Annotated in this window: 10 protein-coding genes and 1 pseudogene; 4 read left to right on the plus strand and 7 right to left on the minus strand. The window is 72.7% G+C overall.

The genetic code is table 11. The features are described 5' to 3' along the window. Positions 1–262 precede the first annotated feature (262 nt). A pseudogene (locus tag ACGFMP_RS03930) lies at positions 263–1,846 on the plus strand (FMN-binding glutamate synthase family protein). Positions 1,847–1,999: 153 nt separating this feature from the next. Here the strand turns inward: ACGFMP_RS03930 and ACGFMP_RS03935 are convergent. Together ACGFMP_RS03935 and ACGFMP_RS03940 are read right to left on the minus strand one after the other, a co-directional pair. Continuing rightward, the gene (locus tag ACGFMP_RS03935; RefSeq protein ID WP_393670071.1) at positions 2,000–3,673 is read right to left on the minus strand and encodes an esterase-like activity of phytase family protein; all 1,674 of its coding nucleotides are present in this window, start codon (positions 3,671–3,673) and stop codon (positions 2,000–2,002) included. 148 nt (positions 3,674–3,821) lie between these two features. Next, positions 3,822–4,571, minus strand: coding sequence for a D-Ala-D-Ala carboxypeptidase family metallohydrolase (locus tag ACGFMP_RS03940; protein WP_393670072.1), 750 nt, complete (start codon positions 4,569–4,571; stop codon positions 3,822–3,824). A gap of 334 nt (positions 4,572–4,905) precedes the next feature. Here ACGFMP_RS03940 and ACGFMP_RS03945 point away from each other — a divergent pair, with 334 nt between their 5' ends. Together ACGFMP_RS03945 and ACGFMP_RS03950 are read left to right on the plus strand one after the other, a co-directional pair. Further along, on the plus strand, positions 4,906–6,738 hold the full coding sequence (locus tag ACGFMP_RS03945; protein WP_393670073.1) for an ABC transporter ATP-binding protein: 1,833 nt from the start codon (positions 4,906–4,908) through the stop codon (positions 6,736–6,738). Between the two features lie 355 nt (positions 6,739–7,093). After that, positions 7,094–10,270 carry an ATP-binding protein gene (locus ACGFMP_RS03950; protein ID WP_393670074.1) on the plus strand — a complete coding sequence of 1,059 codons (3,177 nt, stop codon included), beginning with the start codon at positions 7,094–7,096 and terminating at the stop codon, positions 10,268–10,270. Here ACGFMP_RS03950 and ACGFMP_RS03955 read toward each other — a convergent pair. Together ACGFMP_RS03955 and ACGFMP_RS03960 are read right to left on the minus strand one after the other, a co-directional pair. Then, on the minus strand, positions 10,245–11,042 hold the full coding sequence (locus ACGFMP_RS03955; RefSeq protein WP_393670075.1) for an ABC transporter permease: 798 nt from the start codon (positions 11,040–11,042) through the stop codon (positions 10,245–10,247). The genes ACGFMP_RS03950 and ACGFMP_RS03955 overlap by 26 nt on opposite strands. Continuing rightward, the gene (locus ACGFMP_RS03960) at positions 11,039–12,070 is read right to left on the minus strand and encodes an ATP-binding cassette domain-containing protein (RefSeq protein WP_393670076.1); all 1,032 of its coding nucleotides are present in this window, start codon (positions 12,068–12,070) and stop codon (positions 11,039–11,041) included. Before ACGFMP_RS03960 ends, ACGFMP_RS03955 begins: the two co-directional genes overlap by 4 nt. 182 nt (positions 12,071–12,252) lie before the next feature. Here ACGFMP_RS03960 and ACGFMP_RS03965 point away from each other — a divergent pair, with 182 nt between their 5' ends. After that, positions 12,253–13,623, plus strand: a complete 1,371-nt coding sequence (locus ACGFMP_RS03965; RefSeq protein WP_393670077.1) for an FAD-binding oxidoreductase — start codon at positions 12,253–12,255, stop codon at positions 13,621–13,623. 27 nt (positions 13,624–13,650) lie between these two features. On the opposite strand, the gene ACGFMP_RS03970 is transcribed toward ACGFMP_RS03965, so the two are convergent. The 3 genes from ACGFMP_RS03970 to ACGFMP_RS03980 form a co-directional block, all read right to left on the minus strand. Then, the gene (locus ACGFMP_RS03970; protein WP_393670078.1) at positions 13,651–14,553 is read right to left on the minus strand and encodes a MarR family winged helix-turn-helix transcriptional regulator; all 903 of its coding nucleotides are present in this window, start codon (positions 14,551–14,553) and stop codon (positions 13,651–13,653) included. A gap of 80 nt (positions 14,554–14,633) precedes the next feature. Continuing rightward, positions 14,634–16,130 (minus strand): MFS transporter, encoded by a 1,497-nt coding sequence (locus tag ACGFMP_RS03975; RefSeq protein ID WP_393670079.1) that lies wholly within the window; start codon positions 16,128–16,130, stop codon positions 14,634–14,636. 189 nt (positions 16,131–16,319) lie between these two features. Next, positions 16,320–16,808 (minus strand): YbaK/EbsC family protein, encoded by a 489-nt coding sequence (locus ACGFMP_RS03980; protein ID WP_393670081.1) that lies wholly within the window; start codon positions 16,806–16,808, stop codon positions 16,320–16,322. Positions 16,809–16,886 lie beyond the last annotated feature (78 nt).

A 16,886-nucleotide genomic window follows, 5' to 3' on the forward strand; every position in this document is an offset into this window, starting at 1 on the left:
CGACTGCGCTGCCCGGCGGAGCAGCGTGCTTCCCCCGGCCGGCAACGCCCCATTGATTGGCACCACCGTAGCATGCTGTGAACTCGGTTCACACTGTTTTTCAGCGTGTCACCGGTCAATGTGACCTGCGGGTGTTCACCGGTTGTCCGGCCGGTTGAACCTCCCGTCCACCGATCGGTGGACGGCGCCGCCCGCCCCCCGGCCCCAAGCCCCGGCGGGCAGCCGCCCGCATGGAAGCGCCCGGTCGGGAAAGACGCCGGTGGTGACGAGGTTCGGGTGGGTCGCCGGGTCGGTGCTCGTGGCTGCCGCGGCGGTGGCCGCCGCGTTTGCGGTCTCGCCGTGGTGGTGGATCGGGGCCGCGCCGGCGGCGGCGCTCGGCCTGCTCGGGGTGTGGGACCTGGTGCAGCGGCGGCACACGGTGCTGCGCAACTACCCGGTCGTCGGCCACGCCCGCTACCTGCTGGAGAAGATCCTCCCCGAGGTGCAGCAGTACTTCGTCGAGCGGAGCTTCGACGGACGGCCCTTCGACCGGGACGTGCGCAGCATCGTCTACGAGCGGGCCAAGGGCACCGACGCGGAGGAGCCGTACGGCACCGAGAGCGACGTGTACGTGGCCGGGCACGAGTTCCTCGTGCCCTCGATGGCACCGCGGCCGGTGCCGGAGCAGCCGCCCCGGGTGCGGATCGGCGGCCCCGACTGCTCGCGGCCCTACGACATGGCGCTGCTGAACGTCTCGGCGATGAGCTTCGGCTCGCTGTCATCGAACGCGGTCCTCGCTCTCAACGGCGGCGCCGCGGCGGGTGGTTTCGCGCACGACACCGGTGAGGGCGGCATCTCCGAATACCACCTGCGGCCGGGCGGCGACCTGGTCTGGGAGGTCGGCACCGGCTACTTCGGCTGCCGCACCCGCGACGGGGACTTCGACGCCGCGGAGTTCGCGGACAAGGCGGCGCACCCGAACGTCAAGTGCGTGTCGCTCAAGCTCTCGCAGGGCGCCAAGCCCGGCATCGGCGGGGTGCTGCCGGGCGCCAAGGTCAATGCGGAGATCGCCCGGGTGCGCGATGTCCCCGCGGGCGAGACGGTCGTCTCGCCGCCCTACCACCGGGTGTTCGCCACGCCGCGCGAACTCGTGCGCTTCATCGCCAGGATGCGTGAGCTGTCGGGCGGCAAACCGGCCGGCTTCAAGCTCTGCCCGGGGTCGCGCACCCAGTTCCTCGCCGTGTGCAAGGCGATGGCCGAGGAGGGCACGGCGCCCGACTTCATCATCGTGGACGGCGCCGAGGGCGGCACGGGCGCGGCGCCGCTGGAATTCGCCGACAACATGGGCACCCCGCTCACCGAGGGCCTGATCACCGTGCACAACGCGCTGGTGGGCGCCGGGCTGCGGGACCGGGTGCGGATCGGCGCGAGCGGCAAGATCGCGACCGGCAGCGACCTGGTGAAGCGGATGATCCAGGGCGCCGACTACGGCAACGCCGCCCGCGCCATGATGTTCGCCGTCGGATGAATCCAGGCCCAGCGCTGCCACACCAACACCTGCCCGACCGGTGTCACCACCCAGGACCCGCGCCGGGCGCGCGCCCTGGACGTGGGCGACAAGACCCAGAGGGTCAGGCGCCTCCAGCAGGCCACGGTCGCCTCCGCCCAGCAGATCATGGCGGCCATGGGCGTCACCGACCCCGCAGGGCTGCGCCCGCACATGCTGCGGCGGCGCGTCGACCCGCACACCGTGCGCTCCTACGACGAGCTCTACGAGTGGCTGTCCCCTGGGCAACTGCTCGCCGATCCCCCCGAGTCCTGGGCGGCCGACTGGGCGGCCGCGGACCCGGACCGCTTCGACGTCTGACGTCCGGCATCCGATCCGCCCAGGTCCCGCGCCCCCGGTCCGGCCCGGACGCGCCGGATCCCGGCCCCCTCCCCGAGGGAGGCCGGGATCCGGCGGGCGGGTGGCGCGGCCGTCACACCGGCCCCGGCGGCCGGTGCCGTGCGCCGTTCCCGCTCAGCGCACGTGGACGGTGACCGTGACGGTCTTGAGGACCGCCGGCAGCTTGGTGGTGTCGACCTTCAGGATCTCGCCGTTGTCGCTCTTGCCCGTGGGCGGCAGCACCTTCTGGTGGACGGTCCACTTGCCGTCGGGGTCGACGGCGATGGTGTCGATGCCGAAGTCGTCGTCGTTGGACAGGTAGAGCGTCCTGCCCGCGTCGGTGGTGGCGACGCCCTCGACCTTGTCGTGCGCGAAGAAGGCGCCCGTGGGGTCGAGCTGGCTGACCAGCGTGCCGACGTCGACCGACGGCTGCTTCTGCGCCACGTGGACGCCGGCGCCGGTGAGGGCGGCGAGCGCCGCGTTGGTGCCGGTGTTCCCGACGAAGGCCTCGGGCGACTTGCCGCCGATCGTCAGGCCGCTGACGTCGGTGGCGCCGTTGATGTCGACCTCGTCGAGGGTCTTGTGGGCGAAGGGCTCGAAGGCGCCGTCACGCTCGTCGACGAGGAACTTCGTGTCGGACAGCGCGGTGATCTCGCTGTTGGCGTCGCCGGTGGCCGCCGGGTTGTCCAGCAGGTAGAGGTACTGCTTGGACTGGTAGGTGCGCAGGTCCACCGTGATGATGCGGGTGGGCGAGACACCGGCGGCCTTGGTGCCGCCGAGGTCCGGCTGCTGGAGTGCGGACTGCATGATGCCCACCAGGGTGGAGCCGTCGGGGGTGACCGTCAGGCCCTCCATGCCCTTGTTCTTCACGCGGTAGGCGAGCTCGGGCGGCAGGTAGCCGACGATCTTGTGCGAGGCGTTGTCGGGGCTGTTGCGGTAGGGGGTCAGCCGGCCGAGCTCGTAGCCGTCGGCGTCGAAGTGGGTGATGTACGGGCCGTATTCGTCCGAGACCCAGAAGGTGCCGTCGGGCAGCGCCACCAGGCCTTCGGAGTCGTAGCCGTTCGCGTCCCTGGCCACGGGCGTGGGCGTGCCGCCGTTGGCGTTCGTCGCGTCGACGTCGTCGATGACCTCGCTCGTGTCGTGGGGCGGGCGGCCGCTGTAGTTCACGCCGCCGTGGCTCCTGGGCCCCTTCAAGGTGACCTGCTCGACCAGTTCCGCCTTGCCGTCGACGAGCTTGAACTCGCCGATCTCCGGCGTGAAGTCGGTGACCATCTCGGACTTGTTGCCGTCGGGGGCGTCGGCGTTCGGGCCGCGGTCGGTGAGGCCGTAGAAGCGGCCCGGCTTGCCCGGCACGGGGGCGAGTGAAGAGCCGAAGCCCTCGCCGGAGAGCTGGGTGGTGGTGCCGCCGGGGCCCGCGACCTGGCCGAGCGGCCGCAGCGGGGCGCCGTTCGCCTGGGTGTCCTCGAACAGCTGGACCGCGTCGGTGGTGGTGTACGTGAAGGTGTCCGTGCCCTTGAAGCCGGCCTTCGGCGTGTACGCGAAGCCGCCGTCCGCGTCGATCGTCACCGTGCCGTCCGACGGGTCGGTGTGGCGCACGACGGCGGTCGCGCCGGAGTCGTTCCGCAGCACGTTGCCGGTCACCTTGCCGTGGCCGGAGAAGGTGTCGCCGGCCGCCCGGAAGTCGTGCGAAGGCGCCGACAGCCAGCCGCCTGCCTGGGCCGCGGCCGTGCCCGCGCCCACCACCGCGACAGTGGCACCGATCGCGACGGCGATCCGGATGCGCTTGCGAGAGGAAAGTCCTGAAGTCATACCCCGAACCTGACGGGCGGCGGTGAACTGCGGGTCGACCTGCGGTGAACCCTCGGTTCAAAGAGCCGACGCCTGCATGGCTTCAGGCTTTCCACGTTCTCACTGGTCATCGTGGGGTTGCTGGGGTGGATGGGTGGCCACCCGGTGGTCAGACGGTGCCGTTCTCCCACCACCACGCGCGGCCCAGGTCCGCCCTGCTGTCGACGTGCTGGTGGTCCTCCACGTAGGTCTCCAGACCGGAGAAGCCGCAGGTCTCCGCCTTCTGGTAGACGGTCTTGTTGGCGACGCCCGGGACGTCGAGGTCGGCGGCCGTGCCGTAGAGGTGCATGCTGTCGCTGGCCCCGCCGACGTCGGCGTTGTGCGCGATGCTGCGGAAGCCGGAGTTGACGGTGATCGGGACGTTGCCGAGCTTCTTGCGGAGCGCTTCGAGCTTGTACATCGCCCGGCGGGCGTTCTCCTTGGCCGCGGCCGCGCTGACCTTGCCGCCGTTGAAGGTGCCGCTCACACGGTCGGTGAACTCGCTGAAGTCGAAGTGGACGGTGGAGCCGTCCGACTGCTGGAGCGCGTTGAGCTGCGACTGCGTGGCGGGCCCGGCGACGCCGTCGGACGACAGCCCGTAGGCGGACTGGAAGAGCCGGACCGCGGTGGCCGTGCCGGGACCGAACTCCCCGTCGAGGGCCACCCGGGTGTGCCCCGGGCTGCCCGTCGCCCAGCCCGCGACCCTGATCTGCAGTTCGGTGACGTCGGCGCCGGTCATGCCCTGCTGGAGGGTGCGCGACCACGAGTACGCGTACGCCCGGCCGGAGAGCAGCAGCGGCCCCAGTGCGATTCCGGCACCTGCGGCGAGGCCGCCGCGCAGGAGGGTGCGGCGGTCCAGCGGGAAGGAGGACGAGTTCATCGTTGCCCTTTCGGTGACCGGCCGGGCCCTTGTCGGCCGCGGATGTGGTGTGACCCAGCATGGCGGCGGGTGCTGGTGGTGCTCAAGAGGCGGGAAGCACCGACATCCGCCGTTCACCGCCCCTCGGCCCCCATGCCCTCCCCGGTCCCCCGATCGGCCCCGGAAAGCTGGGCTCCCGACGAGGCGTCAGGGGGGCGCGCGGCCCGTCCCGCACGCCCCGGGGTGGTGTTCCGCGATGACCGGATGCGTCCGGACCGGGCGAAAACGCTTGGACGCCGCGGGCGGCGGCACGGGACACTGCGAGTCCTGGCCGCCACGCAGAGTGAGGATGGGGATGGGATCGCCTGGATCACGAGGGAGTTCGGCGGGCAGGGGATCGGTCCACCTCGCACTGCGCTACTACGGGCGGGAGTTGACCCGGCTGCGGTGGCTGACCGCGCCCGCGATGCTGCTGCCCGCTGTGGGCAACATCGGCCTCGCCTACATCGCACCGCTGGTCGTCGCGAAGCTCGTCGGCCGGATCGCCGACGATCCGGGCCTGACCGTCGGTTCGACGCTGCCCTACGTGCTGGGCTTCGCCGGCGTGCTGCTGGTCGCCGAGGCGCTCTGGCGCGTCGGCCTGCACTGCCTGAACCGCGTCGACGCGCTCGGCATCGAGCACCTGTACGTGGTCGGGATGGACGAGCTGTTCGCCAAGGACGCCGCCTTCTTCCACGACAACTTCGCCGGGTCGCTGACCAAGCGGATCCTGAGCTTCGCCTCCCGCTTCGAGGAGCTGATCGACACACTGACCTTCTCGGTCGTCGGCAGCTTCGTACCGCTGGCCTTCGGCTCCGTGGTGCTGTGGCACTACGAACCGCTGCTCGTCGTCGGGCTGCTGGCGATGATCGCGCTGACGGCCGCCTGCGTGGCGCCGCTCATCCGCCGTCGCCAGGCACTCGTCGGCGTCCGCGAGGAGGCCATCGCCCGGGTCTCGGGCCACGTCGCCGACAGCCTGATGAACATCGACACCGTCAGGGCCTTCGCCGCCGAGGCGGGCGAGGCCGCAGAACACCGGTCCCGGGTCGCGGAGTCGCGCCGGCTGACCCTGCGGTCCTGGGACTACGGCAACCTGCGCATCGACACGCTGGTCGCACCCCTGTCGGTGCTGACCAACGGGCTCGGCCTGCTGCTGGCGGTCGCGCTCGGCGGCGGCAGGCACAGCGTGGAGGAGATCGTGGTCGCCTTCACCTACTACTCCAACGCGACGCGGGTGATGTTCGAGTTCAACCAGATCTACCGCCGGCTGGAGAGCTCGATGACGGAGGCGGCGCAGTTCACCGAACTGCTGCTGACGCAGCCGACCGTGCTCGACCCCGCGGTGCCGGAACCGCTGCTGTGCGGGAGCGCGGACGTCCGCTTCGAGCGGGTGACCTTCGCGCACGCGGGCGCCGACCCGCTCTTCGAGGGCCTCGAACTGGCCGTGCCCAGCGGGGCGAAGGTCGGTTTCGTCGGCCGCTCGGGCGGCGGCAAGACCACCCTCACCCGGCTGCTGCTGCGGATGACGGACGTCGACGGGGGCCGGATCATGGTCGGCGGGCAGGACATCAGCAGGCTTCGCCAAGCCGACCTGCGCAGCCGTATCGCCTACGTGCCGCAGGACCCGGCCATGTTCCACCGCACCCTGCGGGAGAACATCGCCTTCGCACGTCCTGACGCCACTCCCGCCGAGATCCGCCGCGCGGCCGAGGTCGCCCACGTCACGGAGTTCGCCGACGCGCTGCCCGACGGCTTCGACACGATGGTCGGCGAGCGCGGGGTGAAACTGTCCGGCGGCCAGCGCCAGCGGGTGGCCCTGGCCAGGGCCGTCCTGCGCGACGCGCCGATCCTGCTGCTCGACGAGGCGACCAGCGCCCTGGACTCGGAGAGCGAGATGCTCGTCCAGGAGGCGCTGTGGCGGCTCATGGAGGGGCGGACCGCGCTGGTCGTCGCGCACCGGCTGAGCACGGTCGCGACCATGGACCGGCTCGTCGTCCTCGACCGCGGACGGATCGTCGAACAGGGCACCCACCGGGAGCTGCTCGCGTCGGACGGCGCCTACGCGAAACTCTGGCAGCACCAGTCGGGCGGTTTCCTCGACGACAGCGACGGGATCGCGAGCCCGGCCGGGCCGATCCCGCCCCGCTGACCTCAGCGCTTGTGCCGGTAGGACAGGCCGCCGATGAAGGCGATGAAGGTGCCGACGCAGATGGCGATCACCAGCAGCGAGAAGCCGATCGTCTCGAGTGCTTTCATGAGCGCTGCCTCCTGACGGGGCACGGCCTCCCGAGCCGGTGACGGCACCGGGAACCTTGCCCCCGCACACCACCGTCTCACGGTCGTGGCCCGCAGGCAGGTCGGGGCACCGCAGGCCGAAATCCCTGCCCCGCGGCCCGGACCGCCGCAAGGCGCCGGGCCCGCCGGGAGACGCCCGCGCGGGCCGGCCGGAAAACCGGCCCCTGGCGGGCCGCTGACGAGCGCGGTGGCCGCACTACTCTGCACGGATGAGCACCGAGCTGACGCTGCTGTCCCGAGTGGCCCACCAGGGGCGTGAGATCACCGCCCCCCGGCTGCGCGGGCTGCTCGCGCTGCTCGCCGAGGACCTGCGGGCGGGGTGCAGCACCGGGCGGCTCGTCGAGGGGCTGTGGCCCGACGAGCAGCCGGACCGGCCGGGCAAGGCCGTGCAGGTGCTGGTCGCGCGCATCAGGTCGCAGCTGGGCGCCGACGTGGTCGTCACCACCCCGGCCGGATACCGGCTCGCGCTGGACGAGGAGCAGGTGGACAGCTCGGCGCTGCTGCTGCGGGCGGCGGCGGCCGCCGAGCGGGTCAGGGCCGAGGACCACGCGGGCGCGCTGGCCGAGGCCGAGGCGGGGCTGGCGCTGTGGGACGGTGCCGTGGGCGCGGCGGCGGACGAAGACCTGCACGACCCGGTCGTGGCGCTGCGGGTGGAGCGGATCGCGGCGCACCGGTCGCTGGCCCGGGTCCGCGCGCTCGCACTGGCCAGGATCGGGCGCAGGGCGGAGGCGGCGGGACCGCTGGCCGGGATCGCCGCCGAGCACCCCAGGGACGAGGAGGTGCTGGCGGAGCTGCTGCGCTGCGAGGCGGAGACGGCGGGCCCCGCCGCCGCGCTCACGCGCTACGACACCTACCGCAGGGAACTGCGCGACGAGCTGGGCACGGACCCTGGCGGCGGGCTCAGGGCGGTCCACAGGGAGCTGCTGCGCGGCACCGCACCCGTGGTGCGGCAGGGGGTGTCGCACGACCCGAACCCACTGGTGGGACGCGACACCGACATCGAGGCGGTGACCGGGCTGCTGGCCGGCTCCCGGGTCGTCTCCGTCGTCGGGCCCGGCGGCCTGGGCAAGACGCGGCTCGCGCACGCCATCAGCCGCGACGCCGTCCAGCGGGTGGTGCACTTCGTGCCGCTCGCCGGAGTCGTCGCCGACGACGACGTCGCGGGCGAGGTGGCCTCGGCCGTCGGCGTCGGGGAGGGACGCAGGGGCGCGGCCGGCGCGGTGTCGGGGCCCGCCGCCGGTATCGCCGCGGCTCTGGGCCAGGGGCCCGCGCTGCTGGTGCTCGACAACTGCGAGCAGGTCATCGGCGGGGTGGCCCGGCTGGTGCGGGAGCTGGTGTCGCTCTCGAAGGACCTGCGGGTGCTGGCGACCAGCAGGGCGCCGCTCGGGCTGACCTCTGAGACCGTCTACCCGCTGCCCGCGCTGAGCGAGGCCAGGTCGGTGGAGCTGTTCGTGCAGCGGGCGCGGGCCGCCCGGCCGGGGGTGGAGCTGCCGCCGGGCGCGGTGGCGGACCTCTGCCGGCACCTCGACGGGCTCCCCCTGGCGGTCGAGCTGGCGGCGGCCCGGGTCCGGGTGCTGTCGGTGTCCGAGATCGCCCACCGGCTACAGGACCGCTTCGCGCTGCTGCGCGGCGGCGTCCGCGACGCACCCGCGCGCCACCGCACGCTGCACGCGGTGGTGGAGTGGAGCTGGAATCTCCTGGAGCCCGAGGGGCAGGCGGCGCTGCGCGCGCTGTCGGTCTTCCCCGGTGGATTCACCGCGGACTCGGCCGACCAGGTGCTGGGGGTGGGGGAGGAGTCCGACGGCCTGCTGCTGCTGGAACAGCTCGTGGACCAGTCGCTGCTCGCCGCCGCCGACACCACCGTGGGGCTCCGCTTCCGGATGCTGGAGAGCGTGCGGGAGTTCAGCGCGGCCAAGCGCGCCGCGGCCGGTGAGGACGAGGAGGTCGCGGGCCGATTCCTGGACTGGGCACGGGACTTCGGGTGCGCCAACCACGATGTGCTCTTCGGCCGCGACTCGCTCATGTCCTGGGACCGCATCCGCGCCGAGCAGGACAACCTCGTCGTCGCCCTGCGGTACGCGCTGGCCCGCGGCGACAACCCGACGGTCGCCGCGGTCGCCGCGGTCCTCGCGGCGATCTGGTCCAGCGCCTCCAGCCCGGCCCGGCTGGCCTCGCTCGCCGCCGACACCGGCCCCGCCCTGTCGCACTACCGGCCCGCCCCCGAGTACGTCGAGGTGACCAGGACCGTCGCCGTGGTGTGCGCGGCGAGCATCTTCCTCGGTATGGGCCCGCGCGCCTTCCGCGCCTTCGTGACGCTGCGGCGGCTGCCGCCCGCGCCCGCCGACAACCTGGTGCGCGCCCTTTCTGTGGTGCTGTGCGCCATCCCGGAGATGCGGCCGCCGCACTACACGGTGCTGCGGGAGCTGTGCGAGAGCCGCGAGCCGCTGCTCGCGGGCGTCGCCGAGTGCGTCCGCAGCTACGTGTGGGAGTACGAGCACGACCTCGACCGCGCGCTCGAGTCGGCGCGCAGGGCGCTGGCCTGCCTCGAACCGCTCCGCCACCCCTCGATGCGGATGATCAGCCACGCGCGGATCGGCGAGCTGTGCCTGCGCACCGAGCGCGGGGAGGACGCCTACCGCCACCTGCTGGCGACGATGGCCGCACTCGAAGCGCTCGGCGACCGATCGGAGACGATGGGCATACGCAAGGCCCTTGCCCTGGCCTGCCTGCAGCGCGGTGAGGTCGACGAGGCCGAGCACTGGCTGGAGCAGGCGGCCCGCGACGAGCCCGCGGACGAGGCCGACATCTTCACCACCGACGTCGGGGCGCGGGCGGAGATCGCGCTGGCCCGCGGCCTGACGGAGATCGGGCTGCGCCTGTGGCGGGAGGCGGTGGAGCGGCTGCGCCCGGTGAGCGGGGCGCCCGGCGACGATCCGTCGGACCAGCCCTTCGTCAGGCCCTGGGTGCTGCAACTCCAGTCGATGGCGGTGATCGCGCACGCCGGGTACGGACGGCTGCCGCTGGTGGCGGCCCTGGTGGTGGAGCTGCGGGAGCGGCTGGCGGATCTGCTGGCCCCCGCGGGCCAGGGCCCCGCGCCCGCGCTGCCGCCCGCCGAGATCCAGGCCTGCGGCACGGCGGTGCTCGCGCTCGGGATGGTGGGCCTGGCCGAGGGCGACACCACGGCGGTACGGCTGATCGCGCTGTCCGAACGCCTCGACGTGCCGAGGGAGTTCCAGGCGTGCATGTCGGCCTCGCGGGTGCGGGCGGCGGCCGAGGAAGCCGACGGGGCGGCGTACTCCGACGCGGTGTCGGACTACGCCGCCCTGCGGCGGGAGGACTTGCAGGCCGCGGCTCTCGGCCTCATCGGCCGGACGGGTCGCGGTTGAACAGCGAGGTCGCCCACATCCAGCCGAGTGCGGTGAGGGCGACGCCCCAACCGAGCGTGAGCCAGCCGTTCTTGCCGATCTCGGTGCCCAGCAGCAGCCCGCGCAGGGTCTCGATGAACGGGGTGAAGGGCTGGTATTCGGCGAACCAGCGGAACCAGCCGGGCATCGAGTCCACCGGCACGAAGGCGCTGCCGAGGAAGGGCAGCACCATCAGCGGCAGCCCGGTGTTGCTCGCGCCCTCGGGGGTCGGGGAGGACAGCCCGATCCCGACCGCGAGCCAGGTCAGCGCCAGGCCGACCAGCGCGCACAGGCCGACCGCCGCCAGCCACTCCAGCGGCGTGGCGTTCGTACGGAAGCCGATGGCCAGCCCGACGCCGATGACGAGGACGACGCTGATCATCACCTGGAGCACGCCGCCCGCCACGTGCCCGAAGAGCACCGAGCCGCGCGAGATCGCCATGGTGCGGAAGCGGGCGATGATGCCCTCGGTCATGTCGGTGCAGACCGACACGGCCGTCCCGAGGGAGGTGCCGCCGATGGTCATCATCAGGATGCCGGGCACCACGTAGGCGATGTAGGTGCCGCGGTCGGCGTGGCCGCCCAGCAGCCCTGCGCTCATCACGTCGCCGAAGACGTAGACGAAGACCAGCAGCAGGACGAGCGGGGTGAGCAGGAGCTGGAGGGTGAGGGAGGGGTAGCGGCGGGCGTGCAGCAGGTTGCGCCGCAGCATCGTGGACGAGTCGCGGACGGTGAGGGACAGGGATGTGCTCATCGGGTGTTCTCCTTGCCTGCGGCGGTGCCTGCGGACGCGGTGCGGGGGGCGGGGGCGGCTGCCGCGGCGGGTTCCGCGGTGGCGGTCTGCGCGGGGCTGCTGCCGGTGAGGGCGAAGAAGACGTCGTCGAGGTCCGGGGTGTGCACGGTGAGTTCGTCTGCCTCGACCTCGACCGTGTCGAGCCAGTCGAGGATGGCGCGCAGTTCGCGCTGGCTGCCGTTGCTCGGGATCCGCAGGGTCAGGGTGCCGTCGTCGCGGACGGCGTCGCGCAGCGCGCCGGCGGCGGACTCGTAGGCCGCGGGGTCGGTGAACCGCAGCCGGACGTGCCCGCCGGGCACGAGCCGCTTGAGTTCCTCCGCCGTGCCCTGGGCGACGATCCTGCCGCCGTTGAGCACCGCGATCCGGTCGGCCAGCTCGTCGGCCTCGTCCAGGTACTGGGTGGTGAGGAAGACCGTGACGCCGTCGGCCACCAGTTCACGGATGATCCCCCACATGTTGTGCCGGCTGCGCGGGTCGAGGCCGGTGGTCGGTTCGTCGAGGAAGATGACGCGCGGCGCGCCCACCAGGGTCATGGCGATGTCGAGCCGCCGCCGCATGCCGCCCGAGTAGGTGGAGGCCGGCTTCCGTGCCGCCTCGACCAGGTCGAAGCGCTCCAGCAGCTCCGCGGTGACGCGGCGCCCCTCGGCGCGGCCGAGGTGGTGCAGGTCGGCCATGAGGAGCATGTTCTCCTCGCCGGTGATCAGGTTGTCCACCGCGGAGAACTGCCCGGTGACCCCGATCAGCGCCCGTACGGCATGCGGGTCGGTGGCCAGGTCGTGGCCGCCGACGCGCAGCTCGCCCGCGTCGGCGCCGATCAGGGTGGTGAGGATCTGCACGGCGGTGGTCTTGCCCGCCCCGTTCGGGCCGAGCAGCGAGAAGACCGTGCCGGCCGGCACGTGCAGGTCGATGCCGTCCAGGACGGTCTTGTCGCCGTACGCCTTGCGCAGCCCGGTGGCCGCGATCGCGGTTTCAGCTGTCGTTGTCGTCATGCCGCAGAGCGTGCGGCCGGCCGCTTTCAGCGGGGTTTCACCGCGGCTTCAAGCTGTCCGCGGCGACCCACGGCGCCCGCGCCCGCCGCGGATGACCGGGCCGTGCCGCGGTGTTAGCGTGGAAAAGCGGCGTATTGGACCGCTTTCATCCGGAAAAGAAGCCTCCTCCGTCAGGAGGAAACGTGGACGGACAATCCCTGCACTCGGCTCTGAGCGCGCACATCGACCCCCGACGCGTCGCGGAGTCGGGCGCGCTCTACGAGCGGACCCTCCGGATCTGGAACGGCGCGGTGCGGCACCGGCCCGCCGTGGTGGTGCACCCCGTGACGCCGGAGGAGGTCCGCACCGCGGTGCTGGTCGCGCGCGAGTACGGCGCGCCGCTGTCGGTGCGGGGCGGCGGCCACGACTGGGCCGGCCGGGCGCTGCGCGACGGCGGCCTGGTCATCGACATGACCGCGATGGACCAGGTGTACGTGGACCCGGTGGACCGCGTGGCGACCGCGGGCGGCGGTGCCACCTCCGCACAGGCCGCCGCTGCCGCCAGGACCCGCGAACTCGCCCCGGTGACCGGCAACTTCGGCACCGTGGGGCTGGCCGGATTCGCCCTCGCCGGCGGATACGGCCCGCTCAACGGCATCGCAGGCCTCGGCCTGGACAACGTCCTCGCCGCCGAGGTGGTGCTCCCCGACGGGCGGCTGGTCGTCACCGACGCCGACCGGGAGCCGGAACTCTTCTGGGCGCTGCGCGGCGGCGGCGGCAACTTCGGCGTGGTCACCTCGCTGCGCCTGCGGCTGCATCCGGTCCACCCGGTCCTCGGCGGTCCCGTCGTCTTCCCCTGGTCCCAGGCCGCCCGTGTGCTCGCAGGACTGCGCGACTTCCTCGCCACCGCCCCCGACGAGCTCACCGTGCAGACCGTGATCGCCACCGGCCCCGACGGGGACCGCGTCCTGATCGTCGCGCCGGCCTGGAGCGGTGACCCGGAAGCGGGCGAGAAGGTCCTGGGCGACATGCAGCACCTGGGCAGGCCGCTGGACTCGCAGGTGGCCGCCAGGAGCTACCCCGCGCTGCTCAGCCTCAGCGACGACCAGGTGGCCGACGGCCGCCACTACGAGATACGCACCAGGAGTGTGCCCGCCTTCACCCCCGAGGTCGTCTCGGCGCTGATCGAGACCACGACCGAGCTGACCTCGCCGTACACCGTGCTGCCGACCAACCACTTCCACGGTGCGGCGACCCGGGTGCCGCAGGGCGACACCGCGTTCGGGGGGCCCAGGCGCCATCACCACATCCTGGAGATCGTCGCGGGCTGGGACCCCGACGACCCCGACCCGCAGCGCCACCGCGACTGGGCCGGCTCCGTCTCCGACGCGGTCGCCCCCTACGCGCTTCCCGGCGGCTACCCCAACCTGCTCGCGCCCGACGACCGGGCGCAGGCCGCGCAGGCCTACGGGGAGAACGCCGGGCGGCTGCTCGCGGCCAAGGCCCGCTTCGACCCGGACGGCGTCTTCACCGCGACACCGCTCCCGGACCGGGCCGCGGCCGAGGCGTTGTGAGCCGCGGCGGAAGCGGTCCGCCAGGCCTCAGCGGCCGGGGGCGGCGCCCGGGTCCGCCAGCATCTTGTGGATCAGGGTGTGGAGTTCCGCCTCGGCCGCCGGGCCGCCGAAGGCCGCCACGATCTCGGCCTGCAACCTGTCCACCGCGTCGGTGAGGTACACCAGCCGCTCCCGGCCGAGGCCGGTGAGTTCCAAGGCGTATCTCCTGCGGTCGTCGGGATCCTGACCCCGGGTCACCAGGCCCTTCCCGACCAGCTCGTCCACGATCAGCGCCGCGGTCGGCTCGGTGAGCGCCAGATACCGCGCGAACTGCTGCTGCGGGCACGGCCCGAGCTTCCCGACCGCGGACAGCGCGCCGAAGTCGCGCACCCGCAGCCCCACGTCGCAGACCAGGGCGTCACCGCGCCGCCTCAGCAGGTAGAAGGCCTGGGTGATGAGGTGTTCCGTGCTCGCGGTGCCGGGTGTCGGCTCGGGCTCGCCGAGTACGACCCGGAGCAGTTCGTTGAGCCGGTCGCGCTCCGCGGACGTCAGGTTGGCGGTCAGCAGCCGGTCCCGCTCCAGCACCGACGACTCCATCCGGGTCAGCGCCGCCCCGCCCGCGCCGGTCAGCGACAGCACATAGGAGCGGCGGTTCGCCGGGTTGCGGGTCCTGGTGACGTAGCCCTCGGCCTGGAGCCGGTCGAGGACCTTGACCATGATCGTCGGGTTGATCTCCAGCCGCTCGGCGAGGTCCCGCTGGGAGGTGCCGTGCCCGTCGGCGAGGGCGGCCAGCACCGCGTGGTCGCGGGCCTGCGTGCCGCGGTCGGCCCTGGAGGCGACGTAGGAGAAGGCCCGGCGCATCAGGTAGGGGAGGTAGCGCGTCAGTTCCGGGGCGAGCGCGACGCCGGTCAGCTCGGCGGGCCCGCTCCCGTTCCCGTACGGGTCCGCCATGCTCCGCGCCTCCTCCTGGCCGATCCGGGCCCCGGCCGACCATCATATGGCGGGGCCCGCGCACCGGTTTTCCTGCGCGGTCAGGCCTGGCCGGCCCCCGGCTTCCCGGTGCCGGAGTACGGCCTGACGGTGAGCAGGCAGACCACGATGCCCAGCAGGTAGAGCCCGACGGCGACCCTGAAGCCCGCCGTGTAGCCGTGGACCAGCGCGTCCGCCGTGCTCGTGCCCGCGGCGGCATGCCGGGTCGTGGTGGCCGCGACGGTCGCCAGGCCCGCCAGGCCGAGCGCGCCGCCGATCTGGCTGCCGGCGGTCAGCAGGGCCGAGCCGATGCCGGCTTCCGAGCTGTCGATGCCGCGTACGCCGATCCCGGTGGCGACGACGGTGGTGGCGCCCAGGCCCACGCCGGTGACCAGCGAGGCGGGCATCACCAGCGCGTAGACACCGGAGTCGGCCGTCAGGAAGCAGAACCAGCCGGTGCCCGCGGCGGCGAGTGCCAGGGCCAGCGACAGCGCGGCCTTCTCGCTGGTGCGGGCGAGCAGCTGCGGGCCCACCCCGCCGGCCGCGATGCCGAAGCCCACGGCGAGCGGCAGGTACATCAGCCCGGTCCGCAGCGCCGAGTAGCCCAGCACCTGCTGCAGGTAGAGGGTCAGGAAGAAGTACGTGGCGAAGCTGCCGGTCGACATCAGCAGCGTGACGAGGTTCGCGCCGACCCTGCCGCGGTCGCTCAGCACCTCGCGCGGGATCATCGGATTGCCGCCCGTGCACTGGACGATGGCGAAATGGGCCAGCAGGACGGCCGAGGCGACCAGGCAGCCGATGACCACTCCGTCGCCCCACCCGTGCTCGCCGACCCGCTCCACCGCGTAGACCAGCGAGCCGGCGCCGAGGGTGGCGGTGATCGCCCCGGGGATGTCGATCGTGGTCCGCTCGGCCGGCTCGCCCTCGTCGAGGGCCCTGAGGCCGAGAAGGACGCCGATGACCACGGGGACGTTCACCAGCAGCACCCAGCGCCAGCCGGCGTAGGTGGTCAGCACGCCGCCGAGGACCAGCCCCACGACCGAGGCGAGGCCGGTCATCCCGCCGTAGAGGCCGAGGGCCCTCGTGCGGGGCTTGCCCTCGGGGAAGGTGGCGACCAGCAGCGACAGCGCGCCGGGTGTGGCGAGGGCGGCGCCGACGCCCTGGACGGCGCGGAAGGCGATCAGGGTGCCGCCGTCGGGCGCCAGGCCGCCGGCGAGCGAGGCCGCGCCGAACAGCACAAGGCCGGCGCTGAAGACCTTCTTGCGCCCGTGGATGTCGCCGATCCGCCCGGCGACGAGCAGCAGCCCGCCGAAGGTCAGCGAGTAGGCGTTGACGACCCAGTTGAGATGGGAGAGCGAGATCTTCAGCGACTCCTGGATGCTCGGGAGCGCGACGATCATGATCGTGCCGTCGAGTACCACCATGAAGCGCGCGAAGGCGATGACCCAGGCGGCGACGCCGAACCCGCGGTCCCTGCCCGGGTCCTCGACCACATCCCCGACGTGGTCCTGGGCCGTTTTCTGCGGTGCGTCGGTCGTGGCTGCCTCGTCCTGCGACATGTCGGTGTCCCCCCTTGACTCGGAGAGCGGCCGACCGCGTCGGCCGCGTCCTCAGGCGGCCGACGATATCGAAAACACCCCTAACCATCAACAGGCCCAACTAATAATCAGGCCAACGATGAACAGGGGTGACCATCGATCGATACAAGGAGTTCATGGTGGCGGCCGTCCCGGATCCTGCCGGGCCCGTCAGTCCAGTGACAGCGGGGTCACCTTCGGCTCGGCGACGGACACGTAGTCCTCGGTCGACAGGGCGATCGACCGGTCGAGCCGGGCCGCGTTGAAGAAGAACTCCGGGTGGGCCAGCAGGCCGGGATCGACGAAGAGTTCCAGCCGCTCGTCGAAGGAGAAGGGGAGGATGGTCCCGCTCTGCGAGCCGGCCAGCTCCTCGGCGATGTCAGGGGAGGCGAAGGAGGCGTAGGTGCCCGCGTAGAGCGCCTTGACCGCCTGGAGGTCGACCCGCCGGTCACCGGGCACGACGACCAGGGCGAAGTGCTTCTCCTTCTTGCCCACCTTGACCATCACCACGATGCACTTGGCCGCCTGGGCCGGCTCGTGGCCCCTGAGCCTGCTCACCGCCTCCGTCGCGCCCTCGGGGGCGTGCTCGATCACCCGGTAGGCGGCCCCGTGCTCGTCGAGCAGGGAGAGCAGCTTCCGGTAAGTGCCGTCCTCGGCCATGTGGTTCTCCGCTTGCGACTGGTACGACCGGTGCGATGCCGGATGGGCCGACCCTACGACCCGTCCAGGCCCCGCCCC

The sequence above is a fragment of the Streptomyces sp. NPDC049040 genome (genome assembly GCF_043197715.1).
In the GTDB taxonomy this organism is placed as follows: domain Bacteria; phylum Actinomycetota; class Actinomycetes; order Streptomycetales; family Streptomycetaceae; genus Actinacidiphila.